The following is a 19,216-nucleotide window of genomic DNA, read 5'->3' as shown; positions in this document are numbered from 1 at the left end:
GTCAGGGCGTTGTCCAGTGTTGCGCTAGTGGCCATACACCATCAGGCTAGTGGCCATAAACCATCAGGGTAGTGTCGGTGATGGCGAAGTCGATGAACGACACACTGCCTATACTTTCGGGACCAATGCGGAACACCGGCATATCGATGTCGGCGCGGAACTCCACGTCATGGATCGACAGGCCTTCCTTGCCGGAGGCGGCGCTGGTGCCTCTGGAGAATCTGGCGGTGGCGTGGGCCATGCCGAAATGCCCGAGGGTATCGTCGCCGCGGCGGTTATGAATCTGCAGCCCCTCGATGCCAACCGCCGCGAAGTTGAAGATGAAAATCAGGTCGGCCACGTCCCAGTTCAGGCTGCCTTCGGTAACTTCAAAGTGGGTATCCAGCTGCAATTCAGAACCTGACACCACATTGCCGTTGGAGAGCGTGCGGGTGGCATTGCCCCCGTTGCGGATGACCAGGTCCGTGGGGCCCACGTAGCCTTTCAGCAGCACGTCCGAAAACAGTGTGGTGCTGCCACCGCTGCCTTCGGTCTGCAGGCTGCCCACCCCTAGCTGGAAGTCGATGGCTTTCAGGTAATCGTCAAGGCTGGTGGGGTCGCCGGTATGGACGGCCCCCAGGTGGATCACCAGGTCGCCACTGTTGAACTGTTTGCCGAATTCACCGGCTACGGAATAGCGGGCCAGGGCATCGGCCACATCCGGGTCGCTCGCGTCCAGCAGGCCGGCGCTGGCGCGGCGGGCAATTTCCGAGAAACCGTGCTCCAGCACTTCGCCGTCGCCGGCGATGTCCAGTGTGATCTGCAGGTTGTCCAGCACCGCACCGTCGTGGCCGGACAGACTGAGGTCATTCACGCTCAGCGTGCCTTCGTCACGCCAGCTCAGCCTGCCGATATCCAGCTTGGTTTCCAGCTCGATGGTCACCCCGGCCTGACCGGTGATGTGCCCCATGTCGCGGTCATCCAGGGGGCGGAAATCGGCACTGACGGGCAAGGCGGCCAGCAAGGCAGCGGCGGCCGCCGGCCATGAGCGCGGGTGACAGCGGGTGCATGGTCTGGCAGAGCGGGGGAGTTCGTTGTTCATGGTGGCCCCGGAATCATCTGGACCGGCCAGGCGCCGGCCTGTTTATTGTTTTATGGCCGCAGGGGACAACAAAACCGGTGCAGCATCCATGTGGTCTGGTTACACGTTGTTACGATAGGCGGGAATGTGGAGAAGGTCTGTGAGGTGAGTCACAACACGGCCTGGCCTGCCTGAATCCGGTGTCAGGAGGCCAGAGCCTGCAGAATCAGGGCTTTCTGATGTTCGGCAAATTCCCGGATCAGCGCCTGGGCCCGCTCCGAGTCCCGTGCCAGAACCGCCAGTGGCAGCTGGGTAAAAAACTGACTGGTCTGATCCAGGCCCTGGCGGTAGCGCTCGGCGCTCAGGTAATAGGCGCGGCTGACCGCTGGCTTGAAATTGGACAGGGCCTCGGTGAGATACGGGTTACCCACCACCTCGCAGCATACCTCCATCACTTCAAAGCTGGCTTCTACGATGGCCGTGATGTTGGCGGAGGGCTCGTTCATCTGCTCGATCACCTTGCGGGTGACGTCCACCATCGGCTGCTTGTCTTTCTCCTGCCAGCGCTCGCTGACCCGCGCCGCCAGCATCATCAGCAAGTGCATGTAGACATCATACAGCTCCGAGGCGTGGGCCTGGTCCAGCTTGGAGGCCGACGCGCCCTTGCGCGGAGTGATTTCAACCAGGTGCCACCGCTCCAGCGTGTACAGCGCCTCCTTGACGGAAGCGCGGCTCACTTTCAGCTCCGTGGCCGTGGTGGCCTCATGAATGCGCTCACCGGGCCGGATGCGGCCCGTCATGATGCGTTCGGCAAGGTAATTCGCGATCTGCTCCGCGAGGGTGTTGGGAACCTGAAAATCCATAATGGCTCTCTGAACCGATTGTTTCATCCGGCCCGCCGCAGAGGGCGAGGGGCCGCTATCCATGGGTGTATCGCTCATGAGTCTACCACAGCCTCGCAAAAGGAGAGATTCGGGAAAAGTGTCAAAGTACTGATCCATGTCGCATTTTTGTTTCGGCAATGAAAAAAATCATCAAATTAATTGACGACTGCTATATTGTAGGACAATAATTAAAAAAAGCACAACGGGAAATCAAGCGAGGTTCACCCCATGAGTACCCGATCCATCGGCTTCAACAGTGAAAGTGCACGCCGCAAGGTGTTGCTTACCCTGAAAAAATACAGCTACCTCATCGCCATGGTGCCGCTGATACTGCCACCGCTGCTGCTGGCCGCGGGTCAGGCCACCGATCTGGTCAACGTGTTTGCCTGGGGCGTGCCGGTGGTGGTGTTCGGCATCATTCCGGTGCTCGACATGTTGCTGGGCAAGGATTCCCTGAACCCGGATGAGGCAACCGACGTGCCGATAATGAACAGCGAAGCCTTCTACCGCGTGATCACCCTGGGCTGGGTTGCCGCCTTTGCGGTTCTGCTGGTGTGGGGCATGGCCACGCTGGCCTCCGGCGTTTTCAGCGTGGCGGGCGGTCTGGGATGGGTGGTGTCCATCGGTATCGTCGGGGGGCTGGGCATCAACGTTGCCCACGAGCTCATCCACAAAGACGACCGCCTGGAAACCTGGGCCGGTGGCTTCCTGCTGTCACTGGTCTGCTACGCCGGCTTTAAAGTGGAGCACCTGCGTGGTCACCATGTGCACGTGTCCACCCCGGAAGATGCGTCGTCGTCACGCTACAACCAGTCGCTGTACCAGTTCCTGCCCCAGGCCTACGTGCGCAACTTCCTCAACGCCTGGAAACTCGAGGCCCAGCGCCTGCAACGCAAGGGCCACAAAGCTCTGAGCTGGCGCAACGAGCTGATCTGGTGGTACAGCATCAGCGCGCTGGTGGGTATTGGCTTCACCCTGGCCTTCGGCTGGCTCGGCGCCGCCTTCTTCCTCGGCCAGAGCTTCTTCGCCTTCACCCTGCTGGAGATCGTCAACTACCTGGAGCATTACGGCCTGCATCGCCGCAAACTGGACAACGGCCGCTATGAGCGCACCACCCCAGAGCACAGCTGGAACTCCAATTACTTCCTGACCAACGTGTTCCTGTTTCAGCTTCAGCGCCACAGCGATCACCACGCCTTCGCCAAACGCCGCTACCAGGTGCTGCGCCACCACGACATCGCCCCGCAGCTGCCGGCCGGTTACTCCACCATGATCGTGCTGGCCATGGTGCCGCCCCTCTGGAAGCGCGTTATGAATCCTCGGGTTGAGGCTTATTATCGGGGGGAGGAGCATCAACTGGCTTCTTGACCCTTAGTTGGGTGCAAGGGCAGGGGGTGGAGGTCTTTTTGAAAAATCGTCGCTTAAACTCGCTTTGCTCAGACAGGCGACGTTTTTAAAAAAGACCTCCACCCCCTGCCCAATGAACAAAGGTGGTTGTTCCCGCAAAGAAAAGAGAGAGATATATCGCGTTAGGCACGTTCCAGGGGCGGATAGGACAAACGACTACAGGCCCCTGTCATGCCAACGCTTTAGGTTTTCAAGCTGTGTTTTTTGGGTAAACGGAAAGTGTTTATAGGGTTGGGGTGTGGGGTGCTTTCTGCAGGGAAAGCCGGGTGTCTGAGCGAAGCGAGTTCCGGTTTCCCGGAAGAAAGTACCCCGCACCCCGACCTGTACTCCAAACCTGAAAACTTCAGAGCGTCTCTGAAGCGCGTGCCAGGAAACTGGCCCTTTCAGGCCCCGCAGGTTCGGTCTCTGACTGCGGGGCCTTTTTTTGTCCCCCAGAGGCGCCCTTGAAATCCGCCGGTAACGCACGCAAGTATAACGTTTAACCCAAGCAATTTAAAAAAGGGAAAAATCATGCCCAAGCACTTTGAACAGGCCGCCGGCCTGCACGAAGCACCGGTTCCGGAAACAGAAGGCTACGTTTTCAACCAGACCATGATGCGCATCAAAGACCCCGAGCGCTCCATGGATTTCTACACCCGCGTGATGGGCATGCGCCTGGTGCGGAAGCTCGATTTTCCCGAGATGAAATTCACCCTGTACTTCCTCGCCTACCTGGACGACCGCCAGGCCAGCACCGTGCCGACGGACGACGCCCACCGCACCACTTTCATCTTCGGCCGCGAGGCCATGCTGGAGCTGACCCACAACTGGGGCACCGAGAACGACGCGGATTTTAGCTACCACAGTGGCAATGACGAACCCCAGGGTTTCGGCCACATTGGCGTGGCGGTGCCGGACGTGTATGCCGCCTGTGATCGATTCGAATCGCTGGGGGTGGAGTTTGTGAAGAAGCCGGACGACGGCAAGATGAAAGGCCTGGCCTTCATCAAAGATCCGGACGGTTACTGGATCGAGATCCTGCAGCCGAACATGCTGGAGAAGCAGCGCAAAGACAGCTGACAGGCTGGCGGGCGTCAGTCGGCCTGACGCCCGCTGATCGGCTGATCATCCGCCCGCACTGCGCCGGGCAGGGTTCTGGCACTGCTCTGCGAGGCCACGATGACCGCGGCGGTGAGAATCACCGCGCCAACCACACCGATCACCCCCAGTACCTCCCCGAGAATGACCCACGCCAGCAAGGCGACAAACAGCGGCTCCAGCGTCACGATGATGCTGGACAGCGTGGCAGGCGTGGTTTTCATGCCGGCAAAAAAGCTCAGGTAGCCAATGCAGGTGGGTACCACGCCAATGTAGCCCACCATCAGCCAGTGGCGGATGCCCAGCGTTTCGATGCCGTCAAAGCCGTCGGTGACCAGCAGTACCATCAGCAGGATCAGCGCCGCAGTGGCGAAGCAGATGAAGGCGGTGGTGAACACCGGCGTGCCGGTGGAGGTGTGGCGGCTGGTCAGGGTAAAGCCGGCGTACACCACGGCGGCAAACACGGCCACCAGAATGCCCGCCAGGCGCAGTTCTCCGGCGGTACCCATATCGCTGACCACCAGCATGGAGGTGCCGGCAATGGCCGCCACCAGCGCCAGCACGGTGACAAGCCCCGGTTTTTCGCCCAGCAGCGGCGCGGCCATGATGGCCACCAGTACCGGCGCCAGACACAGGGCAATCAGGGTGGCAATGCCGGCCCCGGTCAGGTCCACCGCAATCAGATAGCTGCCCTGGTAGCAGGCCTGGAACAGGCCGAGGGCAGCCAGCGGCAGCAAGGCTTTGAGGGTGATCACCGGGGGCCGCTGCCGCGCTGAGGGCTGGCCGGTGGTATCCCGGCGCTCCCGGAGCATCAGCACGAAAAAGAACGGCAGCGCGACTGCCAGGCGTAAGAATCCGAGGGTGATGGCTTGCAATTCCGTTCCGGTGAACAGGAACTTGGCCACGATACCGGTTGTGGCCCAGAGCAAGGCGGCGAGGGCAATAAGAAGTGCACCGTGAATCATCGGAGAGCGACCTGGCTTGGTGTTGAGCAAGGGCGTGAGATTATCAGTGCGATCCTGGCAACGCCAGTGGCGGAAGGTCGCGGAGCCGGTGGCTCCGCTGGGCAATGCTTACTTGACGGCGAGGCTGTCGGCGTTTTTCGCAACGGTGGCTTCACCAATGCCTTTCACGTTAACCAGGTCGTCGGCGGACTGGAACGGGCCGTTGGCTTCGCGGTAAGCGACAATGGCCTGGGCCTTGCTCTCACCAATGCCGTTCAGGCTGGCGAGGGTTTCCACATCGGCGGTGTTGATGTTGACGGCGGCCGGTTCGGCGTAGGCGAAGCCGGTCAGCAGGCTGAAAAGAAGAACCAGTGTGGCCATCATTGGCGTGGATTTCATGGGCGTGAGCTCCTGAGTCTGAATACTTTCGTTATGGTTAGATGCCAGAACGCAGTCAGCAGGAAGTTCGCTGGTCGGAAGATTGTTGCAGGTGAGCAAGAACTGGAAGGCAAAAAAGTGCACGGAGCAGGACCACATTCCGTGTGATCCCTTGCCCGTGGCTGACCCCCGCCTGATCCTTCAGGCTACACACGTCCTGTGTGCTTCATCCTTGGTGGTCGTCCCTGTTTGCCCTGATCCGTGGGCTGCTCCAAATCCCTGGAGTCATCATCCTTGCGCCAACGTTCCTTGCTGGCTTGTCATCCCTGACAACCACCATTCTACAGGGGGCCTGATTTGCACATATCGGACAATCGCTCCCGATGTTGTGCGATATATCCTACGGATTCGTGAGCCGTTGGCGTGGCCCGAAAATGAACCGGAATTCAGTATTTACGCGGTCTCCGAGGCAGTTTTTTGCCCGCCCCGATGGGCCGCGGCCGCCTCGCGGATTCGCTCCATGGTGATCTCGCGAACGGCCTTCTGGGAGGTGCGGATGTGCTGCGTGAGTTTGTCCGCGGCGGCGGTGGCCTCGCCCGATCGGATGGCAGCCAGAATCTCCGAGTGTTCCACATAGGTGGCGTCCACCCGATCGTCCCGGGTGAAATCCAGCCGACGGATGATGCGCAGCCGGTCGGTGATCTCCCGATGGATACGGGTCATCTCCCGATTGCCAGCGGCGGCGACCAGATCGCAATGAAAGCTTTCGTCCAGTGCCCGCACAGTGCTACCAACCGCTCGCTCGGAGGGATGATCCGGGTTCCAGATTGCCGTCAGCGTGCGCACGGCCTGTGGCTGTTCGTCCAGAGCGCAGATCTTGTGCATGGCGGCCCGTTCCAGCGTAATCCTCAGGTCATACAATTCTTCGACCTGTTGGAAGTCAAACGGCTTCACCTGCCAGCCACTGCGAAACAGGACCTCTACGTAGCCTTCCCGCTGGAGTCGGTAAAGAGCTTCTCGCACGGGCGTTCGGCTGGCACTCAGTCGGGTTCCGACATCGCCTTCGCTGAACTTGTCACCAGGGATCAGCCGGAATTCGAAGATGTCATCCTTCAAGGCCTCGTATACCCGGTCGGCCATACTCTCTTTGCGCTTTACCGCTGGTTTCCGAGTCATAGTTGTGCTCTTTGCGTGCCTGTTGCGTCTGGCTTTGGGGGCGGCGATGGGGGAAGTCTTTTTTAAAAACGTCGCTTAAACTCGCTTCGCTCAGACAGGCGACGTTTTGAAAAAAGACTTCCCCCACCACCGCAGTGAACCCTGTGCTGGCTTCCCCTAGACTTTAATGCTCAGTATAGGCTCGCCCGGGGTTACGGCTTTGCCGGGAGATGTATGCAATGCGCTGATCTCGCCGGACAGGGTCGCGTTTATTTCGAACTCCATTTTCATAGCTTCTACGATGATTAATGGATCACCTTCTGTGACGATGTCGCCAGGCTTAACGAGACATTTCCAGATGTTGCCGGCGATTTCGGCGCTGACCAGTTCTCCGAACTTCTCCAGATCCGATACGTCTGGCTTTGGCGGTGCTTTGGCCAGTTTGTCGAGTTCTGCCGCTTCGCTGTCTTTCCAGAGTGCTACTTCTTTTGCATAAGCGGCTTGCTGCATCTTTCTGAAGTCAGCGATCGAGTCGGTGTTTGCATCCAGAAACGCTTGGTGAGATTTCAGATCAAACGTTTCTTCTTCAATCTTCACTTCCAGTTGGCCGGCGCGGAACTGGTCGCGCATTTCATTCAGTTCTTCCTCGGTCACCGGGTAATAGCACACCTGATCGAAGAACCTTAGCAGCCAGGGGGCGCCTTCGGCGAACTGGGGGTTCTTCAGGTATTTGTTCCAGATCGGCAGGGTGCGGCCGACCAACTGGTAGCCACCCGGGGAGTCCATCCCGTAGATGCACATGTAGACGCCGCCGATGCCGACGGTGCCTTCGGCGGTGTAGGTTCGGGCCGGGTTGTACTTTGAAGTGAGCAATCGGTGCCGTGGATCCAGCGGAACCGCGCAGGGGGCGCCCAGATACACATCGCCCAGGCCCAGAACAAGATAGTGGGCCGAGAACAGCACGTCCCGCACTTCCTCCCGTGTCGGCAAGCCGTTGATGCGCTGCATGAAGTCGACGTTGTTGGGCAGCCAGGGCGCGGTGTCTCTAACGGACTGGCGGTATTTGTCCACGGCTTCGAGCGTTGCGCTGTCTTCGAAAGCCATGGGCAGGTGGATCACGCGGCTGCGCACTTTCAACTCGTCCGTGGGCGGCAGGGTTTCTTCCAGATCCAGCAGGTATTCCATCAATGCCTGCTGTGACAGCAAGCGGGCGTCGTAGCGTAGCTGCAGGGAACGCACGCCGGGGGAGAGTTCCAGCAGGCCGCCGGGTTGCACGTCGGCGATGGCTTCCATCAGCGCGTGAATGCGCATGCGCACGCCCAGGTCCATGACGTTGGGGCCGTATTCCAGCAGGATGTACTGGTCGCCGGCCTGGCGGTAGGTGACTTCCGGGCGGCCGTCTTTTTCCGGCAGGTGGGCCAGAATGGTGGCGGACAGGTCGTTCAGCGGCGCCAGTTGGGGGGCGACCAGCGGCACTTCCGGTGGCGCCATCAGGCTGGCGATGGCCAGTTCCTGGCGTTCCGACAGTTTCACGGCGGTGTCGTTGTCGATGGCCACGAAACGGATGGTATCGCCGGGTTTGACCTGGCCGACTTTCCACAGCTCGGCCTTGGCGATGGTGACCGGGCACACGAACCCGCCCAGGCTGGGGCCGTCCTTGGTGAGGATCACCGGCATATCTCCGGTGAAGTTGATGGAGCCGATGGCGTATTCGCAGTCGTGGATGTTGGACGGGTGCAGGCCGGCCTCGCCGCCGTCTTCCCGGGTGAACTCGGGCTTTGGACCGTTCAGGCGGATGCCCAGGCGGTTGGAGTTGTAATGCACTTCCCAGTCCTGCTGGAAGAATTTCTCGATGGACTTCTCTGTGAAGAAATCCGGGGCACCGTGGGGGCCATAGAGCACGCCGATTTCCCAATGATCCGGATAGGCGGGGATCAGGTCCGGGTCGGCCGGCGCTGGGTCGTGGGTTGGAGCGGTGGTGGTGCAGGCCGGCAGGTTGATCTGGCTGATGCCGAGCATGTCACCGGGGCGCAGCGGCCGCCCACCGTGGCCGCCGAACTGGCCGAGGGCAAAGGTGGAGCGGCTGCCCAGATATACCGGCACGTCGAAGCCGCCGCGCACGGCGAGATAAGTGCGGCAGCCCTTGATGGCCTTGCCGACGGCCAGCACTTGGCCGGCTTTGACGGTGATGGGTTTCCAGAATTCCACCGGCTTGTCATCCAGCGTGGCTTCGGTCAATGCGCCGGTCAGCGCCACTACAGAGTCCTTGTGGAACTTCAGGCTGGGGCCGATCAGGGTGGCTTCCAGCCCCGCCGCCTCATGGTGGTTGCCCACAATACGGTTAGCGATGCGGAAGGCGTAATCGTCCATCGGGCCACTGGGCGGCACACCGATGTTCCAGTAACCCACGCGGCCGGGGTAATCCTGCACCGTGGTGTAGGTGCCGGGTTTGACCACCTCGGCAACGGAGGGTTTGAATTCAAAGCTCTCCAGTGCTCGAGTGGACACAACGCCGTCGGCAAAGCTCTTCTGGGCCACCACCTGGCGCAGGTAATCCAGGTTGGTGGCAATGCCCATCAGCCGGGTTTCCGCCAGCGCCGCCTGCAGTTTGGCCAGAGCGTCGTCGCGGTCGGTGCCGTGCACGATCAGCTTGGCGATCATCGGGTCGTAATGGGCCGACACTTCACTGCCGTTTTCCACCCAGGTATCCACCCGCACGCCGTCTTCCGGCCAGTGCACGTCGGTGAGTTCACCGGGGGAGGGCTGGAAATCCTTCAGCGGGTCTTCGGCGTAGATGCGCACTTCCATGGAGGCGCCGTTCAGTTGCGGCTGGAAACCGGCCAGGTCCGGGCTCTCGCCGGCGGCGATCTTCAGCATCCACTCGATCAGGTCCAGCCCAGTGACAGACTCGGTCACCGGGTGCTCTACCTGTAAGCGGGTGTTTACTTCCAGGAAGTAGAATTCGTCCCGTTCCTCGTCGTAGATGTATTCCACGGTGCCGGCGGAACGGTAGTTGACGGACCGGCCGAGGGATACGGCGGCATCCAGCATTTTCTGGCGGGTGGCCGCCGGCAGTCTCGGCGCCGGGGTTTCCTCCACCACTTTCTGGTTGCGGCGCTGCAGCGAGCAATCCCGCTCACCCAAAGCCACCACATTGCCTTCGCCATCCCCGAACATCTGTACTTCCACGTGGCGGGCGCGGGCGATGAAGCGCTCCAGGAACACGCCACTGTCATTAAAGAAGCTCTGGCCCTGGCGACGCACAGTTTCGAAGGCTTCCCGCAGTTCGCTGTCGCTGTTGCAGCGGGTGAGGCCGATGCCGCCACCGCCGGCGGTGCTTTTCAGCATCACCGGGTAGCCCAGGTTGTCTGCCACGCCCAGCGCTTCGTCCAGGCTGTTCAGCAAACCGCTGCCGGGGGCCAGGGGCACGCCGGCGGCTTCCGCCAGTTCCCGCGCCCGGTGCTTCAGGCCGAATTCCCGCATCTGGGTGGGTGTGGGGCCGATAAAAGCGATGCCTTCGGCTTCACAGGCTTCGGCGAAGTCCGCGTTCTCCGACAGGAAGCCGTAGCCGGGAATGATGGCGGTCGCGCCGGTGGTTTTGGCGGCCGACAGAATCTGCGCCTTGTCGAGGTAGGTTTCGCTGGCGCCGTTGCCGGTCAGGGCCACGGCTTCGTCGGCGCTGGTCACGTGCAGGCTGTGGCGATCCTGATGGGAATAAACCGCAACGCTGCCCAAGCCCATGGCCTTGAGGGTGCGGATGGTGCGCACGGCGATTTCACCGCGGTTGGCAATCAATACTTTGCTGAACATGTTTGGGCTCTCCTTATGCCTGTCCGGATTTGAGGGCGGTGATGAAGGCGCGCCAGCCGCCGAATTCGGTTACGTCACGGGCGCCTTCAAAGCCGTAGCCTTCGCAGATGAAACCGTTGACCCAGCGGCCATCGGCCAGCTCCACATTGCCGATGCCCAGGGGCGCCGGAATCAGGTCAACGAAGGAGCCGAACTCGGAGCCGGCCATCTGCCATACCTCCACAATCATTGCGCAGCCCTCATCCGGACCGACCCGCTTGAGCCCGGGTTTCGGCGGCGTGGTGTTGGGCAGGGCGTACAGGCGGTAGTTGGCCGAGGTGGTGGTCTGCTCCAGCAGCACCGCGTTGCGCTCGGTGAGCTGGGTGTTCAAAGGCATGCCGCTGAGGTGAGCACCCACGACGGCAACGGTAATGGTGTCCACCGGCGCCGGTGCGGCGGGTTCTTCGATGGCGCGGTTGAGATCCGTGGCGCCCAGCGGGGTGGGGTGGGCGTTCAGCCACTGGCTGGCCAGCCTCTGCAGTTCGGCGTCTTTCCAGGCACCGCTGATGAGCGTGACCCCAAAGGACAGGCCGTCGTCGCGGAAACCGGCGGGCACCGCCAGGGCGCAGAAGTCCGCCAGGTTGACGAAGTTGGTGTAAGTGCCCAGCTGGCTGTTCAGGGTGACCGGGTCTGCATTCACCGCCTCAATGGTCGGGGCGGTCGGGGCCGTGGGCACCAGCAGGGCGTCGATATCCTGCAGCTGTTCATCAATGGCGCGCACCAGCTCTTCCTTGCGGTACTGGGCCTTGAAGGTATCGGTGGCGCTGAATCTTCCTGCCTTTTCGATGATGCCTTTCACCACCGGGTTCATCTCGCTGGCGTGCTCCGCCATAAATCCTTCCACCGCAGCATGGCGTTCCGCCACCCAGGGGCCTTCGTACAGCAGCGCCGCCAGTTCCGACATCAGGCCAAAATCCGTGGGCACCAGTTCCACATCCTGCTGGCGCCAGTTGCTGAGGGCGGTGTTCCAGGCCGCTTCTGCCTGTTGATCCCCGAACCACTGGGGCTGTTCGGGAATGGCCAGGCGTTTGATGGGGCCGTTCCGGCGAATGGCCGGTGCATCGTCGGGCAGGGTGGCGGGCGCCTGGCGGGAGAACGGGTCGGTGGGCTGATAGCCGGCCATCACCTGCTGCACGGCACCGGCGTCGCCCACGGTCAGGGCAAAGATCGACACGCAATCAAGGGACTTGCACGCTGGCACCACCCCTTCAATGCTGAACTGGCCTTTGGTGGGCTTCAGCCCCACCAGATTGTTCAGCCCTGCCGGCACCCGGCCGGAACCGGCGGTGTCGGTACCCAGGGCAAACGGCACCAGGCCGCGGGCCACCACCGACGCGGAGCCGGAGCTGGAACCGCCGCTGACCACGTCTGGTTTGAAAGTGTTGGGTACTGCGCCATAGGGGGAACGGGTACCCACCAGCCCGGTGGCGAACTGGTCCAGGTTGGTTTTACCGATCAGCACCGCGCCGGCGGCTTTCAGGCGGGCCACGGTGGCGGCATCCTGCTGGGGTGTGTAGGCGTAGGCCGGGCAACCCGCGGTGGTCTCGAAACCCACGGCATCAATGTTGTCCTTCACCGCGAACGGCACACCGTATAAAGGCAGCACTGCCCGGTTGCCGCCGGCCTGTTGCGCCAACTGGTCCAGATCGGCCAGCGCTTTCTTCAGGCCGGCCTGATCGATCAGGGAGATCCAGGCCACGTCTTTATTGGGGGTGGTATCCAGGCTGGCCAGCAGTTCGCCCAGCAGGGACTCCGGCGACTGGCCCTGACCATAGGCGGCACGCCAGTCGTGCAGTGTCCATCCGGTTGTTGAAGGCATGGGTTGTCCTCGTGCAGTTTGTCATCTTGTATACAACCTGTTTGGCAATGCCCGTGCCATTTGGCGAAAATTCTTTAAAAGCTATGTAAAACAGATGGTTAAAGTTTTTCATGGAAAAGGCGAACCAAAAGTGAGCGCCCAAAGCCGGTGCGAGCGCACCAAAACAGAACCATAAAACAGGGGGTTAAGGCGGTGCTGGCCCCGGTCTTAATCGACCTTGCCTCCTTGTATACTAGATAAGTTATTGTTTTGTGGTGGTATATGGGTGATGTGGAACAGCAGATGCAGAGAAGGAAGTGCGTTGACGACGAACGACATAACCCAACGAAGATAAAAGGACGCACAACATGAGCATCAAAAAACACGTGAAGCTGGGCCTCTCTGCACTGGCGCTGTCAGTCTCTTTCCACGCCATGGCGGCGGAAGATCCCATCAAGGTCGGCATCCTGCACTCGCTGTCCGGCACCATGGCGATCAGTGAAACCGCCCTGAAAGACACCATGGAAATGCTGATCGAACAGCAGAACGCCAAAGGTGGTATCGATGGTCGTCAGCTGGAAGCCGTAGTAGTCGACCCCGCCTCCAACTGGCCGCTGTTCGCGGAAAAAGCCCGCGAGCTGCTGGAGAAAGAGAAAGTAGACGTGATCTTCGGCAACTGGACCTCGGTCTCCCGCAAGTCGGTATTGCCGGTAGTAGAAGAGCTCAACGGCCTGCTGTTCTACCCGGTGCAGTATGAAGGCGAAGAATCCTCCGAGAACGTGTTCTACACCGGTGCCGCGCCCAACCAGCAGGCGATTCCGGCGGTGGACTACCTGAAGAACGAACTGGGCGTTGAGCGCTGGGTTCTGGCGGGCACCGACTATGTATACCCCCGCACCACCAACAAGATCCTGGAAACCTACCTGAAAGACATGGGTGTTGCTGAAGCGGACATCATGATCAACTACACGCCTTTCGGTCACTCCGACTGGCAGTCCATCGTCTCTGACATCAAAAAGTTCGGCAGCGCCGGCAAGAAGACCGCGGTGGTTTCCACCATCAACGGCGACGCCAACGTGCCGTTTTACCGTGAGCTGGGCAACCAGGGCATTGCCTCTTCCGACATCCCGGTGGTGGCCTTCTCCGTGGGCGAGCAGGAACTGGCGGGCATCGACACCGGTCCTCTGGTGGGTCACCTGGCCGCATGGAACTACTTCATGAGCGTGGACAACGACGCCAACTACGACTTCATCGACGCCTGGGTTGAATACAAGGGCGACGACAAAGCCGTCACCAACGACCCGATGGAAGCGCACTACATTGGCTTCAACATGTACGTGGAAGCGGTGAAGAAAGCCGGCACCACCGACGTGGACGCGGTGAAAGACGCCATCATCGGCGTGGCCGTACCCAACCTGACCGGCGGCTACGCCACCATGATGCCGAACCACCACATCACCAAGCCGGTGCTGATCGGCGAGATTCAGGACAACGGCCAGTTCTCCGTGGTGTGGGAGACCTCCTCCACCGTGGCCGGCGATGCCTGGTCTGACTTCCTGCCGGGTTCCCGTGACCTGATCGCCGATTGGCGCGCCCCGCTGAAGTGCGGCAACTTCAACGTCAAAGCCGGTACCTGTGGCGCTTCCGCCGGCGAGCAGGCCCTGGCCGACGCTGACTGATCCTCTGATCAGGCCGTGCAAAAAGACCTCCGGGGCAGCGTGATCGCCCTGGAGGCTTCTGAATCCAGAATGCTTCCCTTATTTCCAACAACAGGACGGACACATGGGCATCTTCCGGTGGCTTACGCCTCATTGTCTCAACGCCCTCTATCTCAAATCCCTCTATCTCAAGGCTCTCTATCTCAAGCCCCTGGGCCTTGCCCTGCTGCTGGTGTTGAGCCTGCCGGCCCACAGCCAGGCGGAAGCCGATTCCGATCAGGGGCAGGCGCTGCTGACCAACCTGGCCGACGCATCCCCGCGAGAGATGGATGCCGCCATTGAAGCCATTGTCGACAGCGGCGATCCCCGTGCCCGCAGCTGGCTGGACGCCTTCGGCAACAACCGTCTGAGCCGCATTGAGGACACCGGGCAAGTGGTCGTGGTGCTGCGTAATGTGGGACGCGACTGGACCATCGCCGACCCCCTCACCGGTGAGAACCTGGGCGAGATCTCCCGCCGGGAACTGGACCGGGTAAACATCAACAACGCCATCCGCGGCAAGCTGGAAGGCGTGCTGGCCATGCTGGACCTGTATTCGGACGACCCCGAGGTTCAGGAGAACGCCGCCGAAGCCATGATGGGCAAAGTGAACGACAGTGTGGTGAACCCACTGACCAAATTACTGGAGCGGGACCTGCCGGGCCCCGTTCGCAACCGCATTGAAGAATCCGTTGCCATTTACCAGTTGCAGCAGGGCGAGCCCCAGGCCCGCCTTGAGGCTATTGACGTACTGACCGGCAGCCTTCACAGCAACGCCCGCGCTGCCCTCAACAACGCGGTGGCCGGGGACGATCCCGCCGTTGCCGCCCGCGCCAAGCAGGCGCTGGTCTCCATCGAACAGAAACTGAAAATGAACCGCGCCGCGGAGACCCTGTATTTCGGGTTGTCCCTCGGCTCGGTGCTGGTGCTGGCGGCCATTGGCCTGGCCATCACCTTTGGCGTGATGGGCGTGATCAACATGGCCCACGGCGAACTGATCATGCTGGGGGCCTACACCACCTGGGGCATGCAGCAACTGTTACCCGGCCAGCCCGGGCTGGCGCTGATCCTGTCTATTCCCGCCGGCTTCCTGGTGGCGGCGCTGGCGGGCATCGCCATCGAGCGCAGCGTGATCCAGCACCTCAAAGGCCGCCCGCTGGAAACCCTGCTGGCCACCTTCGGTGTCAGCCTGATCCTGCAGCAACTGGTGCGCACCGTGATCTCCCCCCTCAACCGCTCCGTGACCACACCGGAATGGATGAGCGGCTCGCTGGTGATCAACGACGCGCTCTCGCTGACCCTCAACCGCATGTACGTGATCGGCTTCGCCCTGGTGGTGTTCGCCGGGTTGATGCTGATCATGCGCAAGACCCGCCTCGGCCTGGAAGTGCGGGCGGTGACCCAGAACCGCGCCATGGCCAGGTCCATGGGCATTCGTGCCACCCGCGTGGACATCCTCACCTTCGGCCTGGGTTCCGGCGTGGCCGGGTTGGCGGGGGTGGCGCTGTCACAGATCACCAACGTCGGTCCCAACCTGGGCCAGAACTACATCATCGACTCCTTCATGGTGGTGGTGTTCGGCGGCGTGGGTAACCTCTGGGGCACCCTGCTGGCGGGGCTGTCACTGGGCACCATCAACCAGATTCTGGAACCCTGGGCCGGCTCGGTACTGGCCAAGATCATGGTGCTGGTGCTGATCATCCTGTTCATTCAAAAACGGCCGAAGGGGCTTTTCCCCCAGAAAGGCCGGGCTGCGGAGGGCTGAGCTATGCCAACATCACAATTCTGGCTGCTCCGGCCTTTACAGGAGCGTTCCACCCAGATTTTCCTCGGGGTGCTGTTTGCGGCGGTAGCACTGGTCACCCTGCTGCACCTGATAATACCGGAAGGCCATGCGCTGCACGTCAGCGCCTATACCGTCACCCTGCTGGGTAAATACCTGTGCTATGCGCTGCTGGCGGTGGCGGTGGATCTGGTGTGGGGTTACCTGGGCATTCTCAGCCTGGGCCACGGCGCCTTCTTTGCCCTCGGCGGCTACGCCATGGGCATGTACCTGATGCGCCAGATCGGCGATCGCGGCACCTACGGCGACCCGGTGCTGCCGGACTTCATGGTGTTCCTGAACTGGGATTCGCTGCCCTGGTACTGGCAGGGCTTCGACATGGCCTGGTTCGCCTTCATCATGGTGCTGCTGGCCCCGGGCCTGCTGGCGCTGGTGTTCGGCTTCCTGGCGTTCCGCTCGCGGGTGACCGGGGTGTACCTGTCCATCATCACCCAGGCGCTGACCTTTGCGCTGATGCTGGCGTTCTTCCGCAACGAAATGGGCTTTGGCGGCAACAACGGCCTGACCGATTTCCGTGACATCCTCGGCTTAAACCTGCGCACCGACGCCACAAGGCTGGGGCTGTTCATCGCCACCGGCATCGCGCTGGCCATCGGCTACGTGATCTGCCGCGGCATCGTCACCAGCAAGCTCGGCCGGGTCAGCATCGCCTGCCGCGACGCCGAAGCCCGTACCCGCTTCCTGGGCTATCGGGTGGAACGGGTGCAGCTGTTCGTGTTCGTGGTGTCCGCCATGCTGGCGGGTGTGGCCGGGGCGTTGTACGTGCCGCAGGTGGGCATCATCAACCCCAGCGAATTCTCGCCGCTGTTCTCCATTGAGATCGTGGTGTGGGTCGCCCTCGGTGGCCGCGCCACCCTCTACGGCGCGGTGATCGGCGCCATCCTGGTGAACTACGCCAAAACCGTGTTCACTGGCGTAATGCCAGACGCCTGGCTGTTCGCCCTCGGCGGCCTGTTTGTATTGGTCACCGTGTTCCTGCCCAAGGGCATTGCCGGCCTGCTGCAGAAGCGTAAAAAGCAGGAGGAAGACACCGATACCGACGCCGCCCAACCCAAGGAGGCCACCGCATGAGCATGTTCGAGCAACTGACCAACCGCGACCGCGTGTTCGACTTCCTCGCGCCCGTGGCCTCCCCGGTGGACGTGCGCCACGGCCCGATCCTGTACCTGGAGGACGTGAACGTGAGCTTTGACGGCTTCAAGGCCATCAACAACCTAAACCTCACCATCGACGACGGCGAGCTGCGCTGCATCATCGGCCCCAACGGCGCGGGCAAAACCACCATGATGGACATCATCACCGGTAAAACCCGGCCAGACACCGGCTCCGTGTGGTTCGGCAGCCGCCACAACCTGCTCACCATGAACGAGCCGGACATCGCCAGCCTGGGCATCGGCCGCAAGTTCCAGAAACCCACGGTGTTCGAAGCCCTCACCGTGTTCGAAAACCTGGAACTTGCGATGGCGGCGGACAAGCGCATCTGGCCCACGCTGACCGCCATCATGAAAGCGGAATACCGTGACCGCATCGACGAAGTGCTGGAAATGATCGGTTTGAAACAACTGCGGGACAAACTCGCCGGCATCCTCTCCCACGGCCAGAAACAGTGGCTGGAAATCGGCATGTTGCTGATGCAGAAACCACGACTGCTATTAGTGGATGAGCCCGTAGCCGGCATGACCGAACAGGAAATGGAGCGCACCGCCGAACTGCTCACCAGCCTGGCCGGTAAACAGTCCGTTGTGGTGGTGGAGCACGACATGGGCTTCGTGCGCTCCATCGCCCGCCAGGTCACCGTGCTGCACCAGGGCAGCGTGCTGGCCGAAGGCACCATGGACCAGGTCTCCAACGACCCGGAAGTGATCAAGGTATACCTGGGGGAGGAGGCGTAATGCTCAAGATCCAGAAGCTCAACCAATACTACGGCGAAAGCCACACCCTCTGGGATCTGGACCTGGACGTCCCCCAGGGCCAGTGCACCTGCGTAATGGGCCGCAACGGCGTGGGCAAAACCACCCTGATGAAATGCATCATGGGTGAGGAAACCACCAAAAGCGGCAGCATCGAATTCGCTCAAGATGTGGAACTCACCAAAAAGAAAATCGAAGACCGTTCACGCCTGGGGATCGGCTACGTGCCCCAGGGAAGACAGATATTCCCGCTGCTGACCGTGGAAGAGAACCTGCGCACCGGCCTGGCTGTGCGTAAGGACGGCAGCAAGAAGATTCCCGAGCGGGTGTATGAGCTGTTTCCGGTGTTGAAGGAAATGAAACACCGCAGAGGCGGCGACCTGTCTGGCGGGCAGCAACAGCAGTTGGCGATTGGCCGGGCGCTGGTGATTGAGCCTCGCCTCTTAATCCTCGATGAGCCGGGGGAGGGGATTCAGCCGAATATTGTGGCGCAGATCGGGGAGGTTATTCGTAGACTGATTGAAGAGGATGGGCTGACCGTTCTTCTCGTTGAGCAGAAGTTGCCGTTTGCGCGGAAGTATGCGGATCGGTTTGTGATTTTGGATCGGGGGAGAAGGGTTGCTGAGGATGAGATTGCTGGGTTGACGGATGAGCTGATCAGGAAGCACCTGACGGTCTAGCCACCTGGGTATTCTCCCGTTTCGAGAGTCCTAAAAGCCCTTACTACAATGACTCCGTGCCGAGTGATGTTTGGCACGGAGTTTTTTATTATCGAGCTAATTGAGGCGAACTACGCAAATTTTGGGGGGCAGCTCGACCAAGCATCGACGATTGGCTAGTAAACAAAAGCGAACATTCGAGTCAGGCCTTCGCGCGCCCGAAGGTTCTAAGCTAGTCACTGGCCTTCCACCCATTGGAGCCTGTAAATAAATCTGTGTAACTGCCCACCTCACTATAGGTGACCGTCCAGGCGGTCACCGAATTCGATAATAAAGCGATTCAGTGCAGGCTTCCAATCCCGGATCGGCATGGTCCATTTCTTTGATGCTTGCTGGATCGCCAGGAACGCCACCTTCAGCGCTGCATCTGGCAAGCCCCCGATATCCTAGACGCCTGACAGCTGCTTAAAATACTGCTTTTCGAAGTCCACGGGAGACAGTCCTCCGTTGTTGCCGTGCCGGCGTACCGGGTTATAGAACATTTCGATGTAATCG

General features: G+C 60.9%; 15 protein-coding genes and 1 pseudogene. 7 read left to right on the top strand and 9 right to left on the bottom strand.

Features of this window, described 5'->3' with window-relative positions; translation table 11 throughout:
• Nucleotides 1-46: 46 nt before the first annotated feature.
• Together DYI22_RS10860 and DYI22_RS10855 are read right to left on the bottom strand one after the other, a co-directional pair.
• Nucleotides 47-1,081 carry a DUF6160 family protein gene (locus DYI22_RS10860; protein ID WP_228300973.1) on the bottom strand — a complete coding sequence of 345 codons (1,035 nt, stop codon included), beginning with the start codon at nt 1,079-1,081 and terminating at the stop codon, nt 47-49.
• 182 nt (nt 1,082-1,263) lie between these two features.
• On the bottom strand, nt 1,264-1,923 hold the full coding sequence (locus tag DYI22_RS10855) for a GntR family transcriptional regulator (protein ID WP_213478226.1): 660 nt from the start codon (nt 1,921-1,923) through the stop codon (nt 1,264-1,266).
• Nucleotides 1,924-2,172: 249 nt separating this feature from the next.
• On the opposite strand from DYI22_RS10855, the gene DYI22_RS10850 reads away from it, so the two are divergent.
• Together DYI22_RS10850 and gloA are read left to right on the top strand one after the other, a co-directional pair.
• On the top strand, nt 2,173-3,312 hold the full coding sequence (locus DYI22_RS10850; protein WP_213478066.1) for an alkane 1-monooxygenase: 1,140 nt from the start codon (nt 2,173-2,175) through the stop codon (nt 3,310-3,312).
• 549 nt (nt 3,313-3,861) lie between these two features.
• Nucleotides 3,862-4,410 (top strand): lactoylglutathione lyase, encoded by a 549-nt coding sequence (gene gloA / locus DYI22_RS10845; RefSeq protein WP_213478065.1) that lies wholly within the window; start codon nt 3,862-3,864, stop codon nt 4,408-4,410.
• A 14-nt stretch (nt 4,411-4,424) separates the two neighbouring features.
• Here gloA and DYI22_RS10840 read toward each other — a convergent pair whose 3' ends face one another.
• The 5 genes from DYI22_RS10840 to atzF all read right to left on the bottom strand — a co-directional run bounded on the left by DYI22_RS10840 (nt 4,425) and on the right by atzF (nt 12,573).
• On the bottom strand, nt 4,425-5,393 hold the full coding sequence (locus tag DYI22_RS10840) for a DMT family transporter (protein WP_213478064.1): 969 nt from the start codon (nt 5,391-5,393) through the stop codon (nt 4,425-4,427).
• Nucleotides 5,394-5,501: 108 nt separating this feature from the next.
• A complete protein-coding gene (locus DYI22_RS10835) occupies nt 5,502-5,771 on the bottom strand; it encodes a ComEA family DNA-binding protein (protein ID WP_213478063.1) in 270 nt (89 codons plus the stop codon).
• A gap of 432 nt (nt 5,772-6,203) precedes the next feature.
• Nucleotides 6,204-6,926, bottom strand: coding sequence for a GntR family transcriptional regulator (locus tag DYI22_RS10830; RefSeq protein WP_213478062.1), 723 nt, complete (start codon nt 6,924-6,926; stop codon nt 6,204-6,206).
• Nucleotides 6,927-7,082: 156 nt separating this feature from the next.
• Nucleotides 7,083-10,715: an urea carboxylase gene (gene uca, locus DYI22_RS10825; protein WP_213478061.1), complete on the bottom strand. Its 3,633-nt coding sequence runs from the start codon at nt 10,713-10,715 to the stop codon at nt 7,083-7,085.
• Nucleotides 10,716-10,728: 13 nt separating this feature from the next.
• Nucleotides 10,729-12,573 carry an allophanate hydrolase gene (atzF, locus tag DYI22_RS10820; RefSeq protein WP_213478060.1) on the bottom strand — a complete coding sequence of 615 codons (1,845 nt, stop codon included), beginning with the start codon at nt 12,571-12,573 and terminating at the stop codon, nt 10,729-10,731.
• Nucleotides 12,574-12,920: 347 nt separating this feature from the next.
• Here atzF and urtA point away from each other — a divergent pair, with 347 nt between their 5' ends.
• The 5 genes from urtA (at nt 12,921) to urtE (ending at nt 18,682) form a co-directional block, all read left to right on the top strand.
• Nucleotides 12,921-14,231 carry an urea ABC transporter substrate-binding protein gene (gene urtA / locus DYI22_RS10815; RefSeq protein WP_213478059.1) on the top strand — a complete coding sequence of 437 codons (1,311 nt, stop codon included), beginning with the start codon at nt 12,921-12,923 and terminating at the stop codon, nt 14,229-14,231.
• A gap of 103 nt (nt 14,232-14,334) precedes the next feature.
• Nucleotides 14,335-16,014, top strand: a complete 1,680-nt coding sequence (urtB, locus tag DYI22_RS10810; protein WP_213478058.1) for an urea ABC transporter permease subunit UrtB — start codon at nt 14,335-14,337, stop codon at nt 16,012-16,014.
• 3 nt (nt 16,015-16,017) lie between these two features.
• Complete coding sequence (gene urtC, locus DYI22_RS10805; protein WP_213478057.1) at nt 16,018-17,163, top strand: urea ABC transporter permease subunit UrtC; 1,146 nt, start codon at nt 16,018-16,020, stop codon at nt 17,161-17,163.
• On the top strand, nt 17,160-17,984 hold the full coding sequence (urtD, locus tag DYI22_RS10800; protein ID WP_213478055.1) for an urea ABC transporter ATP-binding protein UrtD: 825 nt from the start codon (nt 17,160-17,162) through the stop codon (nt 17,982-17,984). Before urtC ends, urtD begins: the two co-directional genes overlap by 4 nt.
• Nucleotides 17,984-18,682, top strand: coding sequence for an urea ABC transporter ATP-binding subunit UrtE (urtE, locus tag DYI22_RS10795; protein ID WP_213478054.1), 699 nt, complete (start codon nt 17,984-17,986; stop codon nt 18,680-18,682). Before urtD ends, urtE begins: the two co-directional genes overlap by 1 nt.
• 272 nt (nt 18,683-18,954) lie before the next feature.
• On the opposite strand, the pseudogene DYI22_RS10790 reads toward urtE, so the two are convergent.
• Nucleotides 18,955-19,089: pseudogene (locus DYI22_RS10790) on the bottom strand (IS256 family transposase); the annotation flags it as partial.
• Between the two features lie 18 nt (nt 19,090-19,107).
• A partial coding sequence (locus DYI22_RS10785; RefSeq protein WP_213477651.1) for an IS3 family transposase occupies nt 19,108-19,216 on the bottom strand: 109 nt, incomplete at its 5' end.

Source organism: Marinobacter lipolyticus (assembly GCF_018424605.1).
GTDB lineage: Bacteria > Pseudomonadota > Gammaproteobacteria > Pseudomonadales > Oleiphilaceae > Marinobacter > Marinobacter lipolyticus_B.
The sequence above is the reverse complement of the archived record's forward strand: the minus strand, read 5'-3'. Positions and strand labels throughout refer to the sequence as shown.

Bases quoted from the DNA above. Each gene is read 5' to 3' on its own strand.
- DYI22_RS10860 (WP_228300973.1), bottom strand. From the start codon at position 1,081: ATGAACAACGAACTCCCCCGCTCTGCCAGACCATGCACCCGCTGTCAC.
- DYI22_RS10855 (WP_213478226.1), bottom strand. From the start codon at position 1,923: ATGGATTTTCAGGTTCCCAACACCCTCGCGGAGCAGATCGCGAATTAC.
- DYI22_RS10850 (WP_213478066.1), top strand. From the start codon at position 2,173: ATGAGTACCCGATCCATCGGCTTCAACAGTGAAAGTGCACGCCGCAAG.
- gloA (WP_213478065.1), top strand. From the start codon at position 3,862: ATGCCCAAGCACTTTGAACAGGCCGCCGGCCTGCACGAAGCACCGGTT.
- DYI22_RS10840 (WP_213478064.1), bottom strand. From the start codon at position 5,393: ATGATTCACGGTGCACTTCTTATTGCCCTCGCCGCCTTGCTCTGGGCC.
- DYI22_RS10835 (WP_213478063.1), bottom strand. From the start codon at position 5,771: ATGAAATCCACGCCAATGATGGCCACACTGGTTCTTCTTTTCAGCCTG.
- DYI22_RS10830 (WP_213478062.1), bottom strand. From the start codon at position 6,926: ATGACTCGGAAACCAGCGGTAAAGCGCAAAGAGAGTATGGCCGACCGG.
- uca (WP_213478061.1), bottom strand. From the start codon at position 10,715: ATGTTCAGCAAAGTATTGATTGCCAACCGCGGTGAAATCGCCGTGCGC.
- atzF (WP_213478060.1), bottom strand. From the start codon at position 12,573: ATGCCTTCAACAACCGGATGGACACTGCACGACTGGCGTGCCGCCTAT.
- urtA (WP_213478059.1), top strand. From the start codon at position 12,921: ATGAGCATCAAAAAACACGTGAAGCTGGGCCTCTCTGCACTGGCGCTG.
- urtB (WP_213478058.1), top strand. From the start codon at position 14,335: ATGGGCATCTTCCGGTGGCTTACGCCTCATTGTCTCAACGCCCTCTAT.
- urtC (WP_213478057.1), top strand. From the start codon at position 16,018: ATGCCAACATCACAATTCTGGCTGCTCCGGCCTTTACAGGAGCGTTCC.
- urtD (WP_213478055.1), top strand. From the start codon at position 17,160: ATGAGCATGTTCGAGCAACTGACCAACCGCGACCGCGTGTTCGACTTC.
- urtE (WP_213478054.1), top strand. From the start codon at position 17,984: ATGCTCAAGATCCAGAAGCTCAACCAATACTACGGCGAAAGCCACACC.